Source organism: Pauljensenia sp. 20925_1_25, from assembly GCF_041433955.1.
GTDB lineage: Bacteria > Actinomycetota > Actinomycetes > Actinomycetales > Actinomycetaceae > Pauljensenia.
Window position 1 is genome coordinate 24444 of record NZ_JAPWCL010000017.1, and the last position, 16219, is coordinate 40662.

The window sequence follows — 16219 nt, forward strand, 5'->3', positions numbered from 1 at the left end:
GAACGTACGACCTCAACGCAGGGCGTGCGCTTATTCTGTTGTGTTTCCCCCTCGTCGGTGAAGGGCGCGGACACGAGCGCGGCATGTGAGTGGCTAGCGTTCCGGTTGACGCAGAGATCACTCCAATGCGAACGAAGAGGTTCGACGATGACCAACAACGCTATCGGCTCGATGCCCGGCACGATACCTGAACAGATGACGGCACCGAGAATGCAGCCGCCACCGTCCTCCACGCTTGTGTGGTCGAGCGCGGGTCCAGGTTGCGCTCCCGTGCCTGCCCACCACGTTCGGAGAAAGCCGCGAATCCCCAAGATCTGGCTCATCTTTGCGCTCATCACAACCCTGGTCATCGTGAGCCCGACCATCCTGAAATTCTTGCTCGACTTGCAGCCAGGGGATCACACTGACAACGGTGACGGAACATACTGGCTATACGGGCTGTACTTGGTCTTCGTTCTATTTACGGCCCCACCGCTGGTGGCTCTGACGTTGTGTGTCGCGATCACTGAGGGCGTCATGTGGATAATAGACGAATGGCGGATACACGGTATAACCGTCCGCCTATGGCTTCTGCCCTTGCTCGTCGTCGCTACGTTGATGGGTGGGGTCATGTACTGGTTGCATAGTCTGAATCTTCTCTTCATATGACGGAGACAGAATCGGTGTACGGGAGGGGTAGTGTCCTCGCGACAACGAAGCGAAGTCCGCGCTCAGCAGCGTGAGGTTACCCCGGCCTCGTCGCAGGTCGTGAGCACCCGGTCCTGCGGTCGGGCACAATGGAGACATGACGATCCCCACCGACCCCGCGCGCTACGTGGGCGCTGACCTGCGCCTGGCCGCCATCGACATGGACGGCACCCTCCTCGACGACGACAAGAACTTCCCGCCCGGCATGGATGAGCTCCTCGATCTGATGGACGAGCGCGGCGTCACCTTCGCGCCCGCGTCAGGGCGCCAGGTGTGGACCCTCATCGACATGTTCCCCGGTCGCCCCGGCATGACGGTCATCGGTGAGAACGGCGGCATCGTCATGCGCGACGGCGTCGAGGTCTCCTCCAGCCCCGTCGACGCCCCCACCGTGCGCGAGGTCATCCGCCTGGTCCGCGAGGCCACGTCGGGCCCGGACGGGATCGACGGCGGTCTGGTCATGTGCGGCAAGCAATTCGCCTACGTCGAGCGCACCGATGACCTCTTCGTCGAGGGTGTCGCCCCCTACTACCACCGCACCCAGTGCGTCGAGGACCAGGAGGCCGTCATCGACGCCATCGAGGCGGGGCAGATCGACGACGCGATCGTCAAGCTGGCGGTCTACGCCATCGGCCCGGTCGGCGTGCTCGCGGAGGCGACGCTGGCGCACTTCGCCGACACCCACCAGTACGCGATCTCCGGTGCGAACTGGGCCGACCTGCAGATTCGTGGTGTCGACAAGGGTAGCGCCGTGCGCGACCTACAGCGTTTCCTCGGCGTGGATCGCTCCCAGACCGCGGTCTTCGGCGACGCCGGCAACGACATGTCGATGATGAGCGAGGGCGACCTGTCTTTCGCGATGGCGAACGCCTCGCAGGACGTCATCGAGGCCGCGCGCTTCATCGCGCCTTCCAATAACGAGGCCGGGGTTGCCCAGGTGCTGCGCGCTCTCCTTGGGTGAGTGCATCTTGCGCGGGTCCTCCCTCTTCGATAATCTCAATTCTTGAAAGAATTTTCGGAAAGGGGATGTGGGGGCTCTTCACAGCATCGTTGTCTGTGCTGCGCATTTGTGGCACACCAGTCGAGAGACGGATTGTCACCGCATGTCAGTGCAACAGAGGAGGAACTCGATGAGCATACCTTATCCTCAGCAGCCTGTGGGACAGCCCGCGGTTCCCTACGTGCCCGGACAGCCCGTGGTTCCCTACGTGCCCGGACAGCCCGTCTATCAGGGGGTACCCCAGGGGTATTCGACTGCGCCGCAGGGATTTGCACCGGGCTATGCGCCCGTGCCTCAAGGGCCTGTGACGCGGAAGGTGAACTGGGTATCGATCATCTTAGGTGTTGTCGGGTGGATCCTCATCGGCCTGACGGTGCTGGCCATGTGGATGGCCCTGCGAGCTAGTGCGTCCGATCCTGACCCGAGTGGCAAAGAAATAATCGGCTTCTTTCCACTCTTCGCCCTGATGTTTATTGGCCCGGTGAACCTCGCCGGTGGCATTATTGGAATCGTGGGGGCTACGGGGACGCCGAAGGTACGGAAGCTCAACTGGCTGGGAATCCTTCTCAACGCAAGCCCCTACGTTATGTTCGGTGTCTTAATGTTCGCGCTGATGCTTTTCGCGTAGGTCGCTGAGGCGAGGCTCAGCCCACGCGTCCAACAATGTTTGTGGGTGCATGCCCGCCGTCGGCGTACTCGCGAGGGCGTGCGGCCGCGCTGGAATTTCCGCGATGATCACCTCATGAAGGAGCGATTGTGACAATGTCGGATTCTCGCGCCCGGAACTCAAACACCTATCCGAGCGGAGGATATCAGGGCGGGATGCCCGCGGCTCCCTACGCGCCCGGGCAGGCTGCGCCGCAGGGAGCCAACCCGTACCAGGTCGCTGGCCCCTACCAGGGGTATCCGCAGTCCTACCCGGTCGGCCCCCAGGTGCAGATGCCCCCGCGGGTCAACTGGGTGTCCATTGCTTGCGGGGCGGCGGTGTGGGCGCTGCACCTGACAACCTATCTGGGGCTTTGGCTGCTGACCAGCACGGAATTTGGGAAGACCCATCACTCAGTCTTACGTTTCGTCGGCTTTATTCCGCAGATGACACTTTCGGTCATGGTCCCCCTCAACATGACTGGCCTGATCATCGGGATCATGAGGCTCTCGGATCGGTCGAGGAAGTGGCGGTTGAATTGGTTGGGGATCGTCCTCAACGTGAGTCCATATATCTATTTCGCAATCTGTTTTATCATCTGGGTGATGAACGGCAGCACGCACTAGATATAAGGGCAAGGAGCAGTGAATGACTGTGCCGATCAACAATCCTCAGCCGGACAGCTACGGAGATAGTGTGCCGTATCAGGGGAGTATGCCCTACCAGAGTGGCGGACTCTATCCGGGTGATGGGTTCTACCAGGGCGGTGTCCCCTACCAGAATGGCGGGTTTTACCAGGGTGGCGTCCCCTACCAGAATGGCGGGTTCTACCAGGGTGGCGGACCCTACCTGGGATACCCTCAGACCTATGTCGCCCAGCCCCAGGTAAGTTTCCCTCCGCGGGTTGACCGGGTCAGCATCTCCTGTGGAATCGCAGGGTGGGTCGTCATTGTTCTGGCTCTCCTGGCCACATGGCTGTCCTCCAACGCGGATTGGACGCAGGACTCTGTGAGTGGGGAGTTGATCATCTCTCTCTACTTGGTCATTGCCTGGATGCTGGTTGTTCCCCTGAATCTGATTGGTGGGATCACAGGGTTGATTCGTCTGCTCGACAGGTCTGGGAACTGGAGGCTCGCGTGGCTGGGACTCATCCTGAACGTCAGCCCGCTTTTCATCACAGGAGCGATCAACTCCTTTCATTCGGCGTAGCGAGCGCGCAGTACCAGGGGCAGGGATAGTATCCTCAGCCGAACGTGGGCGCATTGCAGTAGACCGTCACGCGAAGGAGAGACAATGAGCGCACCACGCAATCGTCCCTATTCCGGATATCCGGGGTATCAGCAGCCCAGGTTTTCCCAGCAGGAGAAACTGCGGGGAAGCGACAAGGTTGCGCTCTGGTGCGGAGTCGCGGGATGGATCATGATCATCCTCTTGCTTGCCTGCGGATTCGTACTCTACGCGGCTTCTGTCAACGGTGAACACTCCGAGTACGCCGGGCTTTCCTTCATCGTCCCTTTCATTTTCGGTGGAAGCTTCCTGGGAATCGTGAACCTCGTGGGTTTTCTCGCGGGATTCATCGGCATTGGGTCGAGTGTGACGCCGCGTCAGCGGTCGTGGTGCCGACGAGGGATCATCCTGAACGCGGCCCCGTGGGTCATTGTCGGCGTTGCCTATGTCCTGATCGACGTGTGGGTGCGGATAAGCATCTCGTCGTATTGAGCGCTGCCGATACCGCGAAAACGAAAGGATAGTAAGAAACATGAGCATCCCGAATCAGCCCGTGAATCCTTTCTCGGCACATGCGAAGCAAGAGGTGGACTCTCAGCAGCCGGGTCCGGTCTATCAGGGATATCCCCAGAACGACCAGAGCTTTCATCAGGGGATGACATGTCAGTCGAAGAAACCTCGTAGCGCCGCGTTTGGATTCGCCACGTTCTTTGTAGTGATCGGGTTTGTCATTATGTTGTCTCCCGTGTTATCGGCGATCTTCGTCGGGATGATTCCCGGTGACCATGGTGACAGTGGCGATGCGCTGGGATGGCTGCCCGTCCTATTCCTCTTCTGGGTGGCCCCCTGGGGCCTTCTGATGGTGATCATCGGTGGCATTATCGCGATAATTAGATACTTCTCTTCGCGATGAAACGTATCGGAGGGCACGCACAGCGACGCCCGGGTCAGCGACGCCCGGGTCAGCGACGGCTAACGCGCACCGAACACATGGGGGCCGCGACGCAACGCGTCGCGGCCCCCCAGAGGCGCAAGAACCTCAGAGCATCAGCGCTCGGAGGTAGCCTTCTCGGCGTCCGTCTCCGGCACGAAGGAATCCGTGTCCAGATCCGCCCAGTACTCCTCGGCCCACGGATCCTCGATCGGCTGCGAACGCTTCCAGAGGATGTAGCCCGCACCGGCGGTCGCGCCGACCAGGGCGGTCAGGCCAACAGCGCGCAGGAAACGGCACTTGCGGCGCTTGCGGGTGGGCGTCGTCAGGGCGGCGGCCGACACCTCGGAGGCGCGGCGTGCGCGGTCAGACAGCGAACCGCGTGCCGACAGGGCGGCACCCGCCTGGTTCACGGCGAGGGACGCGCGCGGCAGGTAGTCCTCCACCAGGTGCTCGCGGGCGTTCTCAATCGCGGGGCCGGCGTGCGCAGCGGCGGCCTGCGCGCGTGCTGCAGCGTTCTCAATCGCGGGAGCTGCGTGCTCGATCGCGCTTGTCAGTGCAGCCTGGGCACGGGGAGCGGCCCAATCGACGCCCTGGTTCGCCAGATCGGCAGCCCGAACGGCAACCTTCCCGGCGTAAACGGCGGCAGCGTCGCGAAGCTGCTCAGAGGTAGCGCGCAGCTTATCTGCATCGAAAGTCGGCGAGGTAGCCATGTTGTCTCCGATCCTGTCCATATTAACGGGGGCGCACATGCGCCACTCACGTCCTATTGTGCTACATCCGCCTGTGATGTGCAGCCCACTAGTCGGCGTGAGCTGAACGACCGTCAGGAAACACACAGGAAAAGATGACACCATTGTCAACATGAAAGCTATTCTGCACACCACCGCCGGAGACATCACCGTCGAGCTGTTCCCGAACCACGCTCCCAACACCGTCACCAACTTCGTGACGCTGGCCAAGGGCGAGCGCGAATGGGTCGACCCCAAGACCGGTCAGAAGACGTCCCGTCCCCTCTACGACGGCACCATCTTCCACCGCGTGATCCCCGGCTTCATGATCCAGGGTGGCGACCCCCTCGGCACCGGCACCGGCGGCCCCGGCTACCAGTTCAACGACGAGATTCACCCCGAGCTGAACTTCAACGAGCCCTACCTGCTTGCCATGGCCAACGCCGGCAAGCGCATGGGCCGCGGCACCAACGGCTCCCAGTTCTTCATCACCGTGGCCCCCACCCCGTGGCTGCTCGGCAACCACACGATCTTTGGCAAGGTCGTCGACGAGGCCTCCAAGCGCGTCGTCGACGCCATCGCCACCACCCCCACGGGCGCGAACGACCGCCCCGTGACGGAGCAGGTCATCAACTCGATCGAGATCGTCGACTGACCTTTTCTCTTGTCAGTGACGAGGCCGGGGCCGCCCCCGCTGCTCAGCGCAGTTGGCGGGATGAGGGACCCCGGCCTCGTCCCTTACCCACGAATGAAAGGGACGCTATGAGCCTGCCGAGCTACGGTCAGCGGTCCGACCCGCGGGCCGCCCCCGACTGTCCGCGCCACCCGGGCGTGCGCAGCGTCGACTACTGCAAGCGCTGCAACCGGCCAATGTGCGTGGACTGCTTAATTCCGACCGAGGTGCGCTCGATCTGCGTGGACTGCACATCCTCGAAGCGCGGATGGGTGCGCCAGGCGTCGCGCGCGGCGCAGATGGGTGCCCCGGTCGTCACCTACGCGATGATGGCGATCTGCATCCTCATGTACCTGGCGACCTGGGTGTTCCCCTCCCTCAAGTCGTCTCTCGCGTTGGTTCCGCTCTTCCTCATGTCGCGCCCGTGGACGATCCTGACGGGCGCGTTCCTGCACGGCGGGCTGCTGCACATCCTGTTCAACATGCTCTCCCTGTATTGGGTGGGTCGCGCGACCGAACCCGTCCTGGGCTGGTGGCGTTTCCTCACCGTCTACCTGCTGAGTGCGCTGGGTGGATCCGCCTTCATCCTCGCCTGGTGCCTCATTCAGCCGTCGGAACTCCTCGTGGGCACGGTGGGGGCGTCGGGTGCTGTGTTTGGCCTCTTCGGCGCTGTGTTCGTCCTGCAGCGATTGGGGGGAGCCGATACGACGCCGATCTTGACGCTGCTGGGCATCAACCTGGTATACGGTTTCTTGGCCAGTGGCATCTCGTGGCAGGCGCACATCGGGGGCGCGGTCGTCGGCGTGGCCGCTACGTGGGTGCTTGCACGCCTGGCTCGCCCGCGCTCGGGCATCACGGAGGCGGCGCAGAATCGTCGACAGCTTCTGGTGGCTCTCGGCATGATCGCGGGTATCGTCGCGCTCAACGCTCTGGTGTTCCGCCTCCTTGTCGAGGTCTATGGCGCGTAATCGGGGTGTCGTCGCCTCTGCAGGGCCTCGGCACGTCTTCTGAGGATGACCTAACATAGGGAGGGTCCGGCACAGTGCCGGACCCTCCCTCATGCGCCCACAGGAGACACCATGACCAGCCCCTGGGACCTGTACGACCAGCTCATCGACGAGATCCCCTCCGACATCACCGTCACCCAAATCCACACCGACGGCAAGTGGCGCCGCGTCGCCTCCAGCGACGACGGCGTCGGCATGGCCTTCGGCATGAACGTCCAATCACGGCCTCGTATAGCGGACGACCCCTCCGAGCTGATCGGTCGCCCCCTGCGCAACGTCGCCGCCCTGGCCAAATCCTGGAACTTCGAGGACGCAGGCATCGGCATGGCCGCCATCAACGCCTACCACTCCCACCCCGAGGTTGCCCTCGCCCGAGGATTCACTCCCTGCGAAGAAAACAACTGGGCGCGCACCTTCCACCCCTACGCGCCCCTCGTTGCTGGCAAGCGCGTCGCCATCATTGGACACTTCCCCTTCGCGGCCGCAGCCATGCCCGACGCCGCCGAACTCAACATCCTCGAACGCAACCTTTTCGAGGGCGACTACCCCGATTCCGCCTGCGAATACCTGCTCCCCGACATGGACTACGTCTTCATCTCCGGCTCCGCCTTCGTCAACAAAACCATGCCGCGCCTCCTCACCCTCGCCTCGAACGCCCACACCGTCGTCCTAGGACCCTCTACGCCCGCGTCCCCCGCGCTCCTTCACGCCGGCGCCACGACCGTCATATCCTTCGCCAGCGCCCACCCCGCGCGCCTCGAAGACGGCCTCGCCGGACGCTCCCTCCGGGGCATGTACGACGCCGGCGTGCGCGTCCAGCTCAGCCGAGCATAATCACCCGGCCAGCCACGGCCTCGTCCATACGCGAAGTGGGGCGTCCCGGCAACAACCGGAACGCCCCACACTCACGTTTCACGCGAAACGACGCACGCTCAGCGCCAACGCAACGTCATCAGGAAACCCACCATCATCGTGCCCAAGCCCACCGCAATATTCCACTGACCGATCTTCGGAATCGGGTACACGCCCTGGGAAATGTAGAACACGACAACCCACAGCAGACCCACAATCATGAGCGTCACGAACGTCGGAGCCCACCAGACCGGGCTGAGCGGAATACCATCCGTCCAATTCTTGATCTCGGTATCGTCCTCGACCTCATGCCCATTCTTCTTGCGCTTTTTCGATTCGGCCACGTCGGGTCCTTTCTACTGGCCCGCGCGGGAAGACAAACCGCCCGGCGGTGATGAATTAGTCGATACTCTAGCGTAGTCTCGGACATAGGAAGTACCCAAACGCAGCGCCACAGAAAGAGAGAATGATGCAGCCACGCAAGGTCCGCCACACGGCCGCCATCCTCGCCGTCACCATCGCCTCCGGCCTGCTCTTCTCCATCTCCTCCCTCAACGAACGCAAAAACCCCGCCGGGACCTCGGACCTCACAACCCTCGTGCACACCCGACAAGCCCAGGTCGCCGCCCTCGACGCCGAGGTCGGTGCCCTTGACGCGCAGATACAAAACTTCTCCACCTCCCAACCCGGCGCGCCCACCCCCGACGAAGACGCCTTCACCGCCAAATCCACGCGCCCCGTCTCCGGTCCCGGCGTCCAAATCACCCTCAACGACGCGCCCCCCGGACGCATCCCCGCCGGCGCAACCCCCAACGACCTCGTCATCCACCAGCAGGACATCGAAGACACCATGAACGCCCTGTGGGCTGGCGGCGCTGAAGCCATGACAGTCCAAGGCGTACGCATCACCAACCGAACCGTCATCCGATGCATCGGAAACGTCATCCTGGTCGACGGAACCAGCTTTTCTCCGCCCTTTGTGATTCAAGCAATCGGTGATCCTGACACCCTGCGCGCGACGGTTACTGCAAACCCACGTATGGTGAATTATCAGGCTTATGTGTCAAAGTACGGCCTCGGGTGGGACATGCAGACCAAAGACTCCCTAAGCTTCGCGCCTGCAACAACCTCGCTCACCGTCAACTATGCAACCGTGGAGGAAACGAATGGGTGAACACATCGCTCGAGCCGTTCCGACAAAGAAAAAGAGCTCCAACATCTTCTGGAACATCGTCGGCGTCATCGGCGAGCTGCTCATCACCTTCGCGTTCGTCATCGGCCTGTTTTCCGTGTGGCAGCTCTACTGGACAACCTACCAGGTCGCCGGCCAGGTCACCCAGACCATTGCCTCGTACGAAGAAGAACACCAGCCCTCCAAGCGCACCCAAGGCGAGACACGAACGGACGCACCCCCCGAGTTCACGCGCGAGGTTGCATCCGGCGAGGTCTACGGCCTCGTCCACGTACCCACCTGGGACTGGATGAAGATCCCGCTGGCCGAAGGCACCACCTCCTACGTCCTCGACCAGGGCTGGGCCGGCCACTACGACATGACCACCCAACCCGGCGGCGTCGGCAACTTCTCCGTCGCCGGCCACCGCCGCACCTACGGCAACAACTTCCGCTGGATCGACCGCCTCACCCAGGGTGACAAGGTCGTCGTAGAAGTCGACGACCGCTACCTCGTCTACTCTATGGTCTCCTCCGAGATCATCGACGCCACCGACCCCTCGCAGATGCGCGTCGTCGCTCCCGTCATCGACGACCTCTCCTGGTCCAAAACCCCCACCGAGCGTTGGATGACCATGACAACGTGCCACCCCGAATACGGCAACTGGCAGCGCTACATCGTTCACCTCAAGTTCGAATCCTGGACCCCCAAGGACACGGGCGTCCCCGCCGAACTCGTCGACGAACCCACGAACTAAAGGACCCCACATGTACGCATGGATCTTCCGCCACCTGCCCGGCCCCACCTGGTTCAAAGTCATCGAATCCCTGGCCCTCATCGCCGCGGCCATCGCCGCCCTCTTCACCTGGGTCTACCCCTGGGTCCAGTCCTACCTGGAACTGGGACAGTCCTCCGTCGGCGGCGCCTGAGCCACCCGCTTGTGGATGGGACGAGGCCGGGGACACCCCGGCCTCGTGTCGTATCCGCGGGCGTTGAGCGGGGTCGCGAACCGTGGATGTGGGAATTTCTGCTCGGCTGTGCCCACGGGTGCGGGGTCGGTCTCCCACCTCTCATTCGTGAATGCGTCGCCGCTTTCCACGCCTCCGCTTTCCGCACCGCACCGCCCGTTTGTCGGACAGCGGTCGCGCGCCCACTGTGGGAGCGCCCTACGATGGAGGCCGGAGAAAGGGGCCACGGCCTCGTACATGAAAGGACCGGCGATGGCACGAATCCTCTGCGTCGACAACTACGACTCGTTCGTCTTCACGATTGTGGGCTACCTGCGCCACCTGGGCGCTGTTGTGGACGTCGTGCGTAACGACGTCGTGGATCCCGCGTGGTTCGAAGCCGGCTACGACGGCGTCCTCATTTCCCCCGGACCCGGCGACCCCAAGAGCGCCGGCGCGTCCCTGCAGACTATTGCCGACTGCGCCGAGCGGGAGATCCCGATGCTGGGCGTGTGCCTGGGCCATCAGGCCCTGGGCGAGCTGTTCGGCGCGACCGTGGGGCACGCACCCGAACTCATGCACGGCAAGACCTCCGTCATCACCCACGACGGGCGCGGCGTGTTCGAAGGCGTCCCCTCGCCGCTGACTGTCACCCGCTATCACTCCCTCACGATCGACCCCGCGACCATGCCCGACGAACTCGAGGTCTCCGCGAGCACCGAATCCGGCATCATCATGGGCGTGCGCCACCGCTCCCTGCCCCTCGAAGGCGTCCAGTTCCACCCCGAGTCCGTCATGACACAGTCCGGGCACCTCATGTTCGCCAACTGGCTGGCCGCCTGCGGCGACACTGACGCGCGGGAGCGGGCGGTGTCCCTGAAGCCCGTCGTCGCGGAGCGCTTCAAGCTGTAGGGGGCGCGTCGCCAGCCCACTGGCTGGACACGTTCAGTGAGTACAGCCGCGACGTCGGTGGTATTGAAGGCACGCCGTCGGTGTGCTTGCTTGTGGGTGGCCGCATGCGGATAGGAAATGACGTCACGGATAGGTTACGAGCATGCGGATAGGCTAATAACCTATCCGCGAACGCATAACCTATCCGCATACGCATAACCTATCCGCGTAGGTGCGCGCCCGGCGCGGAAACGTCGTCGTCCTGTGCATCCGCCGACGAGGCCGTGGCTGGGATCGTGGCAACTCGTAATCTTTGAGTGGAGTGTGAACCCGCTAGACGGAGACTGGGCCTTCTGGCTGGAGCGTGAGCCTTCTGGGTCGAGCGTGGGCGACCCCGCCCACGCTCGACCCAGCGGGTTAACGTGCGCATCAGGGGGTTCAACCGCCGGTGAGCAGGCTAAGGCTCCCAGTTAGGCGTCCCGCGTGCGGGGAGAACCGCGAGGACGCGCAGGCACCGCGTGGAACCCGCATAGCTGCCACGGCTTCGTATTCGCACTGAAGGCCAGAACAGTCCTCGCAAGCCGCCCGAATGACGCACCGAAGCTCAAGACAGTCCGCGCACGCTGCGTGAATCCCGCCACGGCCTCGTACCCGCCCTGACCATTGCACGCGGCCCGTACCGATGCGGGAACCGTGCCACGGCCTCGTACCCGCCCTGACCATTGCACGCGGCCCGTACCGATGCGCGAATCCCGCCACGGCCTCGTACCCGCCCTGGAAGCCGTGACAGGGGCGCATGCACGCGGAGCGGAACCCACCCCGCACACGACGGGCCCGCACCCCGCACGCAAGGCCAGCATCGCATACGACAGGGCCCGCACCCCAGGAGGAATCCTGTCGGTGCGGGCCCTGATCGTTGGGTGAGTCGGACTACTTCTTGGTAGAGGGCGACGGGCTGGGCGTCGGGAAAATGGAACCCTTCGAGACCTTGAGCTTCACAGTCGAGTTCTTGTCCACCTTCGAACCCACGCCGGGTTCAACGGCGGTGACCTGACCGGCGGGCTGGGTACCGGTGACTTCCTCGACGGTCACGGTCAGGCCCAGGGCCTTGAGCTGCGCCTCAGCGTCCTCGCGGCCGATGCCGACGACGGAGGGGATCTCCACCTGTGCGGCCTTGCCACTGGACACGGACACGGCGATGCTGGTGCCCTTCTTGACCTTGGAACCGCTATCGGGATCCTGCTCGACGATACGATCCTTCTCCTTGTCGGAGTCGACGGTCGACACGTTGCCGAGTTCCAGGCCGACTGCCTTGAGGGCGCTGCGCGCCTGGTCCTGGCTCATACCCGACAGGTCGGGGACCTCAACCTGGTCGGAGCCGGAGGACAGGTAGGCGGTGATCGTCTGACCGGCCTTGACCTTCGAGCCGGGGGAGGGGTTGGTCTGCGCGACCTTGCCCTCGGGCACGGTGTCGGAAGCGACCTTACTGGAGTTGACATCCCACTTCAGGCCCAGCGCCTCGACGGCCTTACGGGCGTCGTCGGGACTCATACCGACCAGGTTGTCGGGTAGGGTGACCGAGTCGGGGCCGGACGAGATAGTGACGCGCACGGTGGCGCCCTTCTCGGCCTGGGTGCCGCCTGCGGGGTCGGTTGAGGCGACCGAGTCCTTGTCGACGGTATCGGAGGCGACCTTGTCGGGGTTGAGTTCCCACGTCAGGCCGGCGGCTTCGATCTGGGACTTTGCGTCTGCTTGAGACAGTCCAACGACGTTGGGGACGGCGACGGTCTCCGGCTCAGCGGCGCTGCGGCTCAGCGCCCAGACGCTGCCGCCGATGAGGAGCAGCGCGATGGCGACGAGGGTCGCGATGATCGCGGTGCGGCGCTTGCGGGCAGCGGCAGCATTACTCGTCCCATCGTCGTCGGAGGAGACGGCGGGCAGCGACGTTGACGTCGATGTCGGGGGGGTCCCTGCCGCGGACGTGCTCACCGTGGAGGTGGTCGTCGGTGCTGCGGCGCGCGCGCCGACGAGGCCGGCTGCGGGCAGTACCTCGGTCGCCCACGAGTCGGCAGGCGGGGCGCCCACGTCCATGCCGCGTGCAACGCGCTGTAGGTCCGAGAGCATCGCGGTGGCGCTCGAGTAGCGGTCGTCGCGGTTCTTCGCGAGCGCCTTGAGGACTACTCGGTCCAGGGAATCCGGGATGTCGGACAGGATCGACGAGGGGGTGGGCGGGATCTGCTCGACGTGCTGGTAGGCGACGGCGACGGCCGAGTCGCCCTTGAAGGGCGGGCGACCCGTCAGCAGCTCGAAGAGCACGACGCCCGTCGAGTACAGGTCGGAGCGCTCGTCCACGGTCTCACCGCGCGCCTGCTCGGGGGAGAGGTACTGCGCGGTGCCGACGACGGCGTTCGTCTGCGTCATGGTGGCCTGCGAGTCGGTCAGGGCACGGGCGATGCCGAAGTCCATGACCTTGACCTTGCCGTCCGACGTCAACATGATATTGCCCGGCTTGATGTCGCGATGCACCAGGTGGTTGTCGTGCGAGTACTGCAGGGCGGACAGGACACCCGACACGATCTCGATGGCTTCGTTGATCGGGACGGCCGTGCCGTCGGAGATCAGCTCCTTGACGGTGTGCCCCTCGACGTACTCCATGACGATGTAGGGGATCGCGATGGACCGGTTGGTCGCGTCCGAGACGATTTCTTCGCCGGTGTCGTAAACGGCGACGATGTTTGGGTGATTCAGCGACGCTGCCGACTGAGCCTCGCGGCGGAACCTCGCCTGGAAGATCGAGTCCAGCGCCAGGTCGCGTCGTAGCATCTTGATGGCGACGACGCGCGACAGGCGAGTGTCGAAGCCCAGGTGAACTTCGGCCATTCCGCCTCGCCCGATGAGCGAGCGGACCTCATATCGGCCAGCTAGACGGTGGGCCATGGGCTGTGCCATGTCCTAACCTCCTCGGTGATGGTTGCCCCCGCGTTGCTTGGGATGAGGGAGCTCAGCATGGATTTGATCGTAAAGGCTGCGAGTACGGTCAGCGCGATCACGATGAGTGCGATGACCGCAATGCGGATTAATTTCTTAGATGCAGGGACCGGCGGGGCAACGACACTACGCGAGTAGGCGGTCTTCGCTGCCGGGCGCTTGTGCTCGGTGGTTCGGGCGTCAAGTTTGTGCCAGTGCGGTCCGCCCGAGTCCTTCTTGGGCTTGGACTCGTACACGGAGCGGCGTGGGCGCGTGGACGCATTCTTGTTTTTCTTGTCCTTGCCGCGGGGTTGGGGAACGGTCCCGAAGACGCGCGGCGTGGAGCTGGTGGTCGTCGTGGTCTTCGACGAGGCCTTGGTGGACTTTGCGCGCTCGTCCTTGACGTCGCGGGACGGCTGCGGGTCGGGCGCGGAGGAGGTGCGCGCGGACTTGCGCTGAGCCTGCTCGGCTTCGCGCCGTTGACGGGCCTCACGGCGTTGGCGCTCTTCGCGGGCTTCGCGTAGCTCACGCTGGCGGGCCTCTTCTTCGCGAGCGACCTGGGCGCGACGGTGTGCTTCGGCGGCGTCCTCGGCTTGGCGGTCTTGTGCCCGCTGGCGCAGGCGCTCGTTGAGGGCGGCGCGCCGCTCGGCTTCCGTGGGCGCAACGGGCGTAGCGGGTGCCTGTGTGGGCGTGGGGGTTGGCTCCTTGCGCGGGGTCGACGAGGCCGTGGTTGGCTTCTTGGGAGCCGGTGCCTCGGCGCGCGTGGGTGTTGCCGGGCGCTCGGCGGCCGTGGGGCGCGTGGGCGTCGCCGGACGTTGGGACGGCTTGGGGGCCGTGGGTGTTGCCGGGCGCTCGGCGGCCGTGGGGCGCGCGGGCATTGCCGGACGTTCGGCGGCCGTGGGGCGCGTGGGGCGTGCGGGCGTCGCCGGACGTTCGGCGGCCGTGGGGCGCGCGGGCATTGCCGGACGTTGGGACGGCTTGGGGGCCGCGGGTGTTGTCGGGCGCTCGGCGGCCGTGGGACGCGCCACGGGCTTCGTCGGTGTAGCTGCCTGCGATGGGTCAACAAGCGTGGCCGGAGTGGGGGTCGCAGTTGGCACCGCGGCCTTCGCGGTGGGGGTCTTGGTGGTGGGGGTCTTCGCAGTGCGGGGTGAGAGTGATTCTGGAACCGCCGCGGGCTTGGAGACGACGCGCGTGGGGATCGAGGTCGAGATCGGACCCTGTGGGTTCGAGGGAGCGACCGTGTGGCGTCCCGTAGATGTCAGGGAACGCACGGAACCGGACACCAGTGTCTGTTCGCCGGTCGTATCGGGGATGATGCGACGCACCCGCGTGGGTGGAGACAGGGGGTTGGTGGACGGTGGCGGTGCGGGTTCGTCGATGATGCGTGGGAGCATGGTGTGGCGTCCTGTGATCGGGATCATCGAGGATGAGGGCGCGACGGTCGTCGCCTCGTCGATGATGCGGGGAACGACGGCGTGGCGACCGGTCGCGGCGCTCACGTGGGGTACGAGGCCCGACGGGGGCTGGAGCATCTCGTCGGGGAGCGTGCGGCGAGTTAGGTGACGCACGGGTGCGAGGATCGGGACGGAGGGCTGGACGGGCGTGCGCGTCTCGGGGGCGAGCTGCGCGGCCTTGGGCAGCGGCAGTGGGCGAGGTGTCACGGATATGCCCATGGCCTTGGCGGCACCGGCGATCTCGCGGACGGCGGCGGCACCGGATTCGGGGCGCTTCGCGGGGTCCTTTTCCAGCAGGTGCAAAATGACGTCGGCGAGGGGCTCGGGGACGAAGTCCGGCAGTGGAGGCACCGGGTCGTTGACGTGCGAGAACGCGATGTCGACCTGGGTTTCGCCCGTGAAGGGGCGCCGGCCAGCGGCGGCCTCGTAAGCGATGACGCCGAGGGCGTAGAGGTCACCGATGGGCGTGGCGGTCTCGCCCATCGCCTGTTCGGGCGGCAGGTATTGGGCGGTACCCATGACCATGCCCGCGGCGGTCAGATTGACCTGGTCCCTCGCGCGGGAGATGCCGAAGTCGGTCAGTTTCACCATGCCGTCCGGGCGAACGAGGATGTTCGCCGGCTTGATGTCGCGGTGCACGACGCCTGCGCGTGCGGCGGCACCGAGCGCCATCGCGACCTGCACGAGGATCGGCATGAGGTATTCGGGCTCAATGCGTGTGCCACCGCGCAGATAGTCCGTCAGCGGGTAGCCGTCGACGAGTTCCATGATGATCCAGCCGATGCCGTCTTCTTCACCCGAATCCTGGGTGTTCGCAATGTTCGGGTGCGAGATCGACATCGAGTTGCGGGCCTCGAGGCGCAGGCGCGACAGCGAGAGTTCCTCGCCTGTCAGCTCGGGACGTAGAACCTTTGCGGCGACAATGTGGCCGCTGACGCGGTCGCGGGCCTTCCACACTTCACCCATTCCACCCTGTGCGATGGGGGTGAGCAGTGTGTAGCGGCCTCCGAGGACGCGGCCGGCACCGGATGTCAT

The 16219-nt window shown here is 64.6% G+C and carries 18 protein-coding genes; 14 read left to right on the forward strand and 4 right to left on the reverse strand.

Annotated elements, in window-relative coordinates:
- Nucleotides 1-147: 147 nt before the first annotated feature.
- From O3932_RS08005 to O3932_RS08035, 7 genes are all read left to right on the forward strand, one after another.
- Nucleotides 148-648, forward strand: coding sequence for a hypothetical protein (locus tag O3932_RS08005; protein ID WP_034505540.1), 501 nt, complete (start codon nt 148-150; stop codon nt 646-648).
- A gap of 136 nt (nt 649-784) precedes the next feature.
- A complete protein-coding gene (locus O3932_RS08010; RefSeq protein ID WP_009648920.1) occupies nt 785-1648 on the forward strand; it encodes an HAD-IIB family hydrolase in 864 nt (287 codons plus the stop codon).
- Nucleotides 1649-1817: 169 nt separating this feature from the next.
- Entirely contained in the window at nt 1818-2315 is a 498-nt protein-coding gene (locus tag O3932_RS08015) for a hypothetical protein (protein ID WP_371537556.1), read from the forward strand.
- Nucleotides 2316-2449: 134 nt separating this feature from the next.
- Nucleotides 2450-2959, forward strand: a complete 510-nt coding sequence (locus O3932_RS08020) for a hypothetical protein (protein WP_371537559.1) — start codon at nt 2450-2452, stop codon at nt 2957-2959.
- Nucleotides 2960-2981: 22 nt separating this feature from the next.
- Entirely contained in the window at nt 2982-3542 is a 561-nt protein-coding gene (locus tag O3932_RS08025) for a hypothetical protein (RefSeq protein WP_299239150.1), read from the forward strand.
- Between the two features lie 84 nt (nt 3543-3626).
- Complete coding sequence (locus tag O3932_RS08030; protein WP_034505534.1) at nt 3627-4052, forward strand: hypothetical protein; 426 nt, start codon at nt 3627-3629, stop codon at nt 4050-4052.
- 40 nt (nt 4053-4092) lie between these two features.
- Nucleotides 4093-4473, forward strand: coding sequence for a hypothetical protein (locus O3932_RS08035; RefSeq protein ID WP_009648919.1), 381 nt, complete (start codon nt 4093-4095; stop codon nt 4471-4473).
- A 134-nt stretch (nt 4474-4607) separates the two neighbouring features.
- Here O3932_RS08035 and O3932_RS08040 read toward each other — a convergent pair whose 3' ends face one another.
- Nucleotides 4608-5204, reverse strand: coding sequence for a hypothetical protein (locus O3932_RS08040; protein WP_296502656.1), 597 nt, complete (start codon nt 5202-5204; stop codon nt 4608-4610).
- Nucleotides 5205-5355: 151 nt separating this feature from the next.
- On the opposite strand from O3932_RS08040, the gene O3932_RS08045 reads away from it, so the two are divergent.
- From O3932_RS08045 to O3932_RS08055, 3 genes are all read left to right on the forward strand, one after another.
- Nucleotides 5356-5877: a peptidylprolyl isomerase gene (locus O3932_RS08045; RefSeq protein ID WP_299239335.1), complete on the forward strand. Its 522-nt coding sequence runs from the start codon at nt 5356-5358 to the stop codon at nt 5875-5877.
- A 107-nt stretch (nt 5878-5984) separates the two neighbouring features.
- Nucleotides 5985-6863: a rhomboid family intramembrane serine protease gene (locus O3932_RS08050; protein WP_371537562.1), complete on the forward strand. Its 879-nt coding sequence runs from the start codon at nt 5985-5987 to the stop codon at nt 6861-6863.
- A gap of 111 nt (nt 6864-6974) precedes the next feature.
- Nucleotides 6975-7736 carry a Rossmann-like domain-containing protein gene (locus O3932_RS08055; protein ID WP_296502664.1) on the forward strand — a complete coding sequence of 254 codons (762 nt, stop codon included), beginning with the start codon at nt 6975-6977 and terminating at the stop codon, nt 7734-7736.
- Nucleotides 7737-7834: 98 nt separating this feature from the next.
- Here the strand turns inward: O3932_RS08055 and O3932_RS08060 are convergent, their stop codons facing one another.
- The gene (locus O3932_RS08060) at nt 7835-8098 is read right to left on the reverse strand and encodes a cell division protein CrgA (protein ID WP_009649261.1); all 264 of its coding nucleotides are present in this window, start codon (nt 8096-8098) and stop codon (nt 7835-7837) included.
- Between the two features lie 125 nt (nt 8099-8223).
- On the opposite strand from O3932_RS08060, the gene O3932_RS08065 reads away from it, so the two are divergent.
- The 4 genes from O3932_RS08065 (at nt 8224) to O3932_RS08080 (ending at nt 10784) form a co-directional block, all read left to right on the forward strand.
- Nucleotides 8224-8928, forward strand: coding sequence for a DUF881 domain-containing protein (locus O3932_RS08065; RefSeq protein WP_291452761.1), 705 nt, complete (start codon nt 8224-8226; stop codon nt 8926-8928).
- Nucleotides 8921-9682 carry a class E sortase gene (locus O3932_RS08070; protein ID WP_371537565.1) on the forward strand — a complete coding sequence of 254 codons (762 nt, stop codon included), beginning with the start codon at nt 8921-8923 and terminating at the stop codon, nt 9680-9682. The genes O3932_RS08065 and O3932_RS08070 overlap by 8 nt, the downstream gene beginning before the upstream one ends.
- Before the next feature lie 10 nt (nt 9683-9692).
- Nucleotides 9693-9854: a hypothetical protein gene (locus O3932_RS08075; protein ID WP_009649255.1), complete on the forward strand. Its 162-nt coding sequence runs from the start codon at nt 9693-9695 to the stop codon at nt 9852-9854.
- A 291-nt stretch (nt 9855-10145) separates the two neighbouring features.
- Nucleotides 10146-10784 carry an aminodeoxychorismate/anthranilate synthase component II gene (locus O3932_RS08080; RefSeq protein WP_009649264.1) on the forward strand — a complete coding sequence of 213 codons (639 nt, stop codon included), beginning with the start codon at nt 10146-10148 and terminating at the stop codon, nt 10782-10784.
- Nucleotides 10785-11693: 909 nt separating this feature from the next.
- On the opposite strand, the gene pknB is transcribed toward O3932_RS08080, so the two are convergent.
- Together pknB and O3932_RS08090 are read right to left on the reverse strand one after the other, a co-directional pair.
- Nucleotides 11694-13712 carry a Stk1 family PASTA domain-containing Ser/Thr kinase gene (gene pknB, locus O3932_RS08085; protein ID WP_371537568.1) on the reverse strand — a complete coding sequence of 673 codons (2019 nt, stop codon included), beginning with the start codon at nt 13710-13712 and terminating at the stop codon, nt 11694-11696.
- A complete protein-coding gene (locus tag O3932_RS08090; RefSeq protein WP_371537571.1) occupies nt 13685-16219 on the reverse strand; it encodes a protein kinase in 2535 nt (844 codons plus the stop codon). Before O3932_RS08090 ends, pknB begins: the two co-directional genes overlap by 28 nt.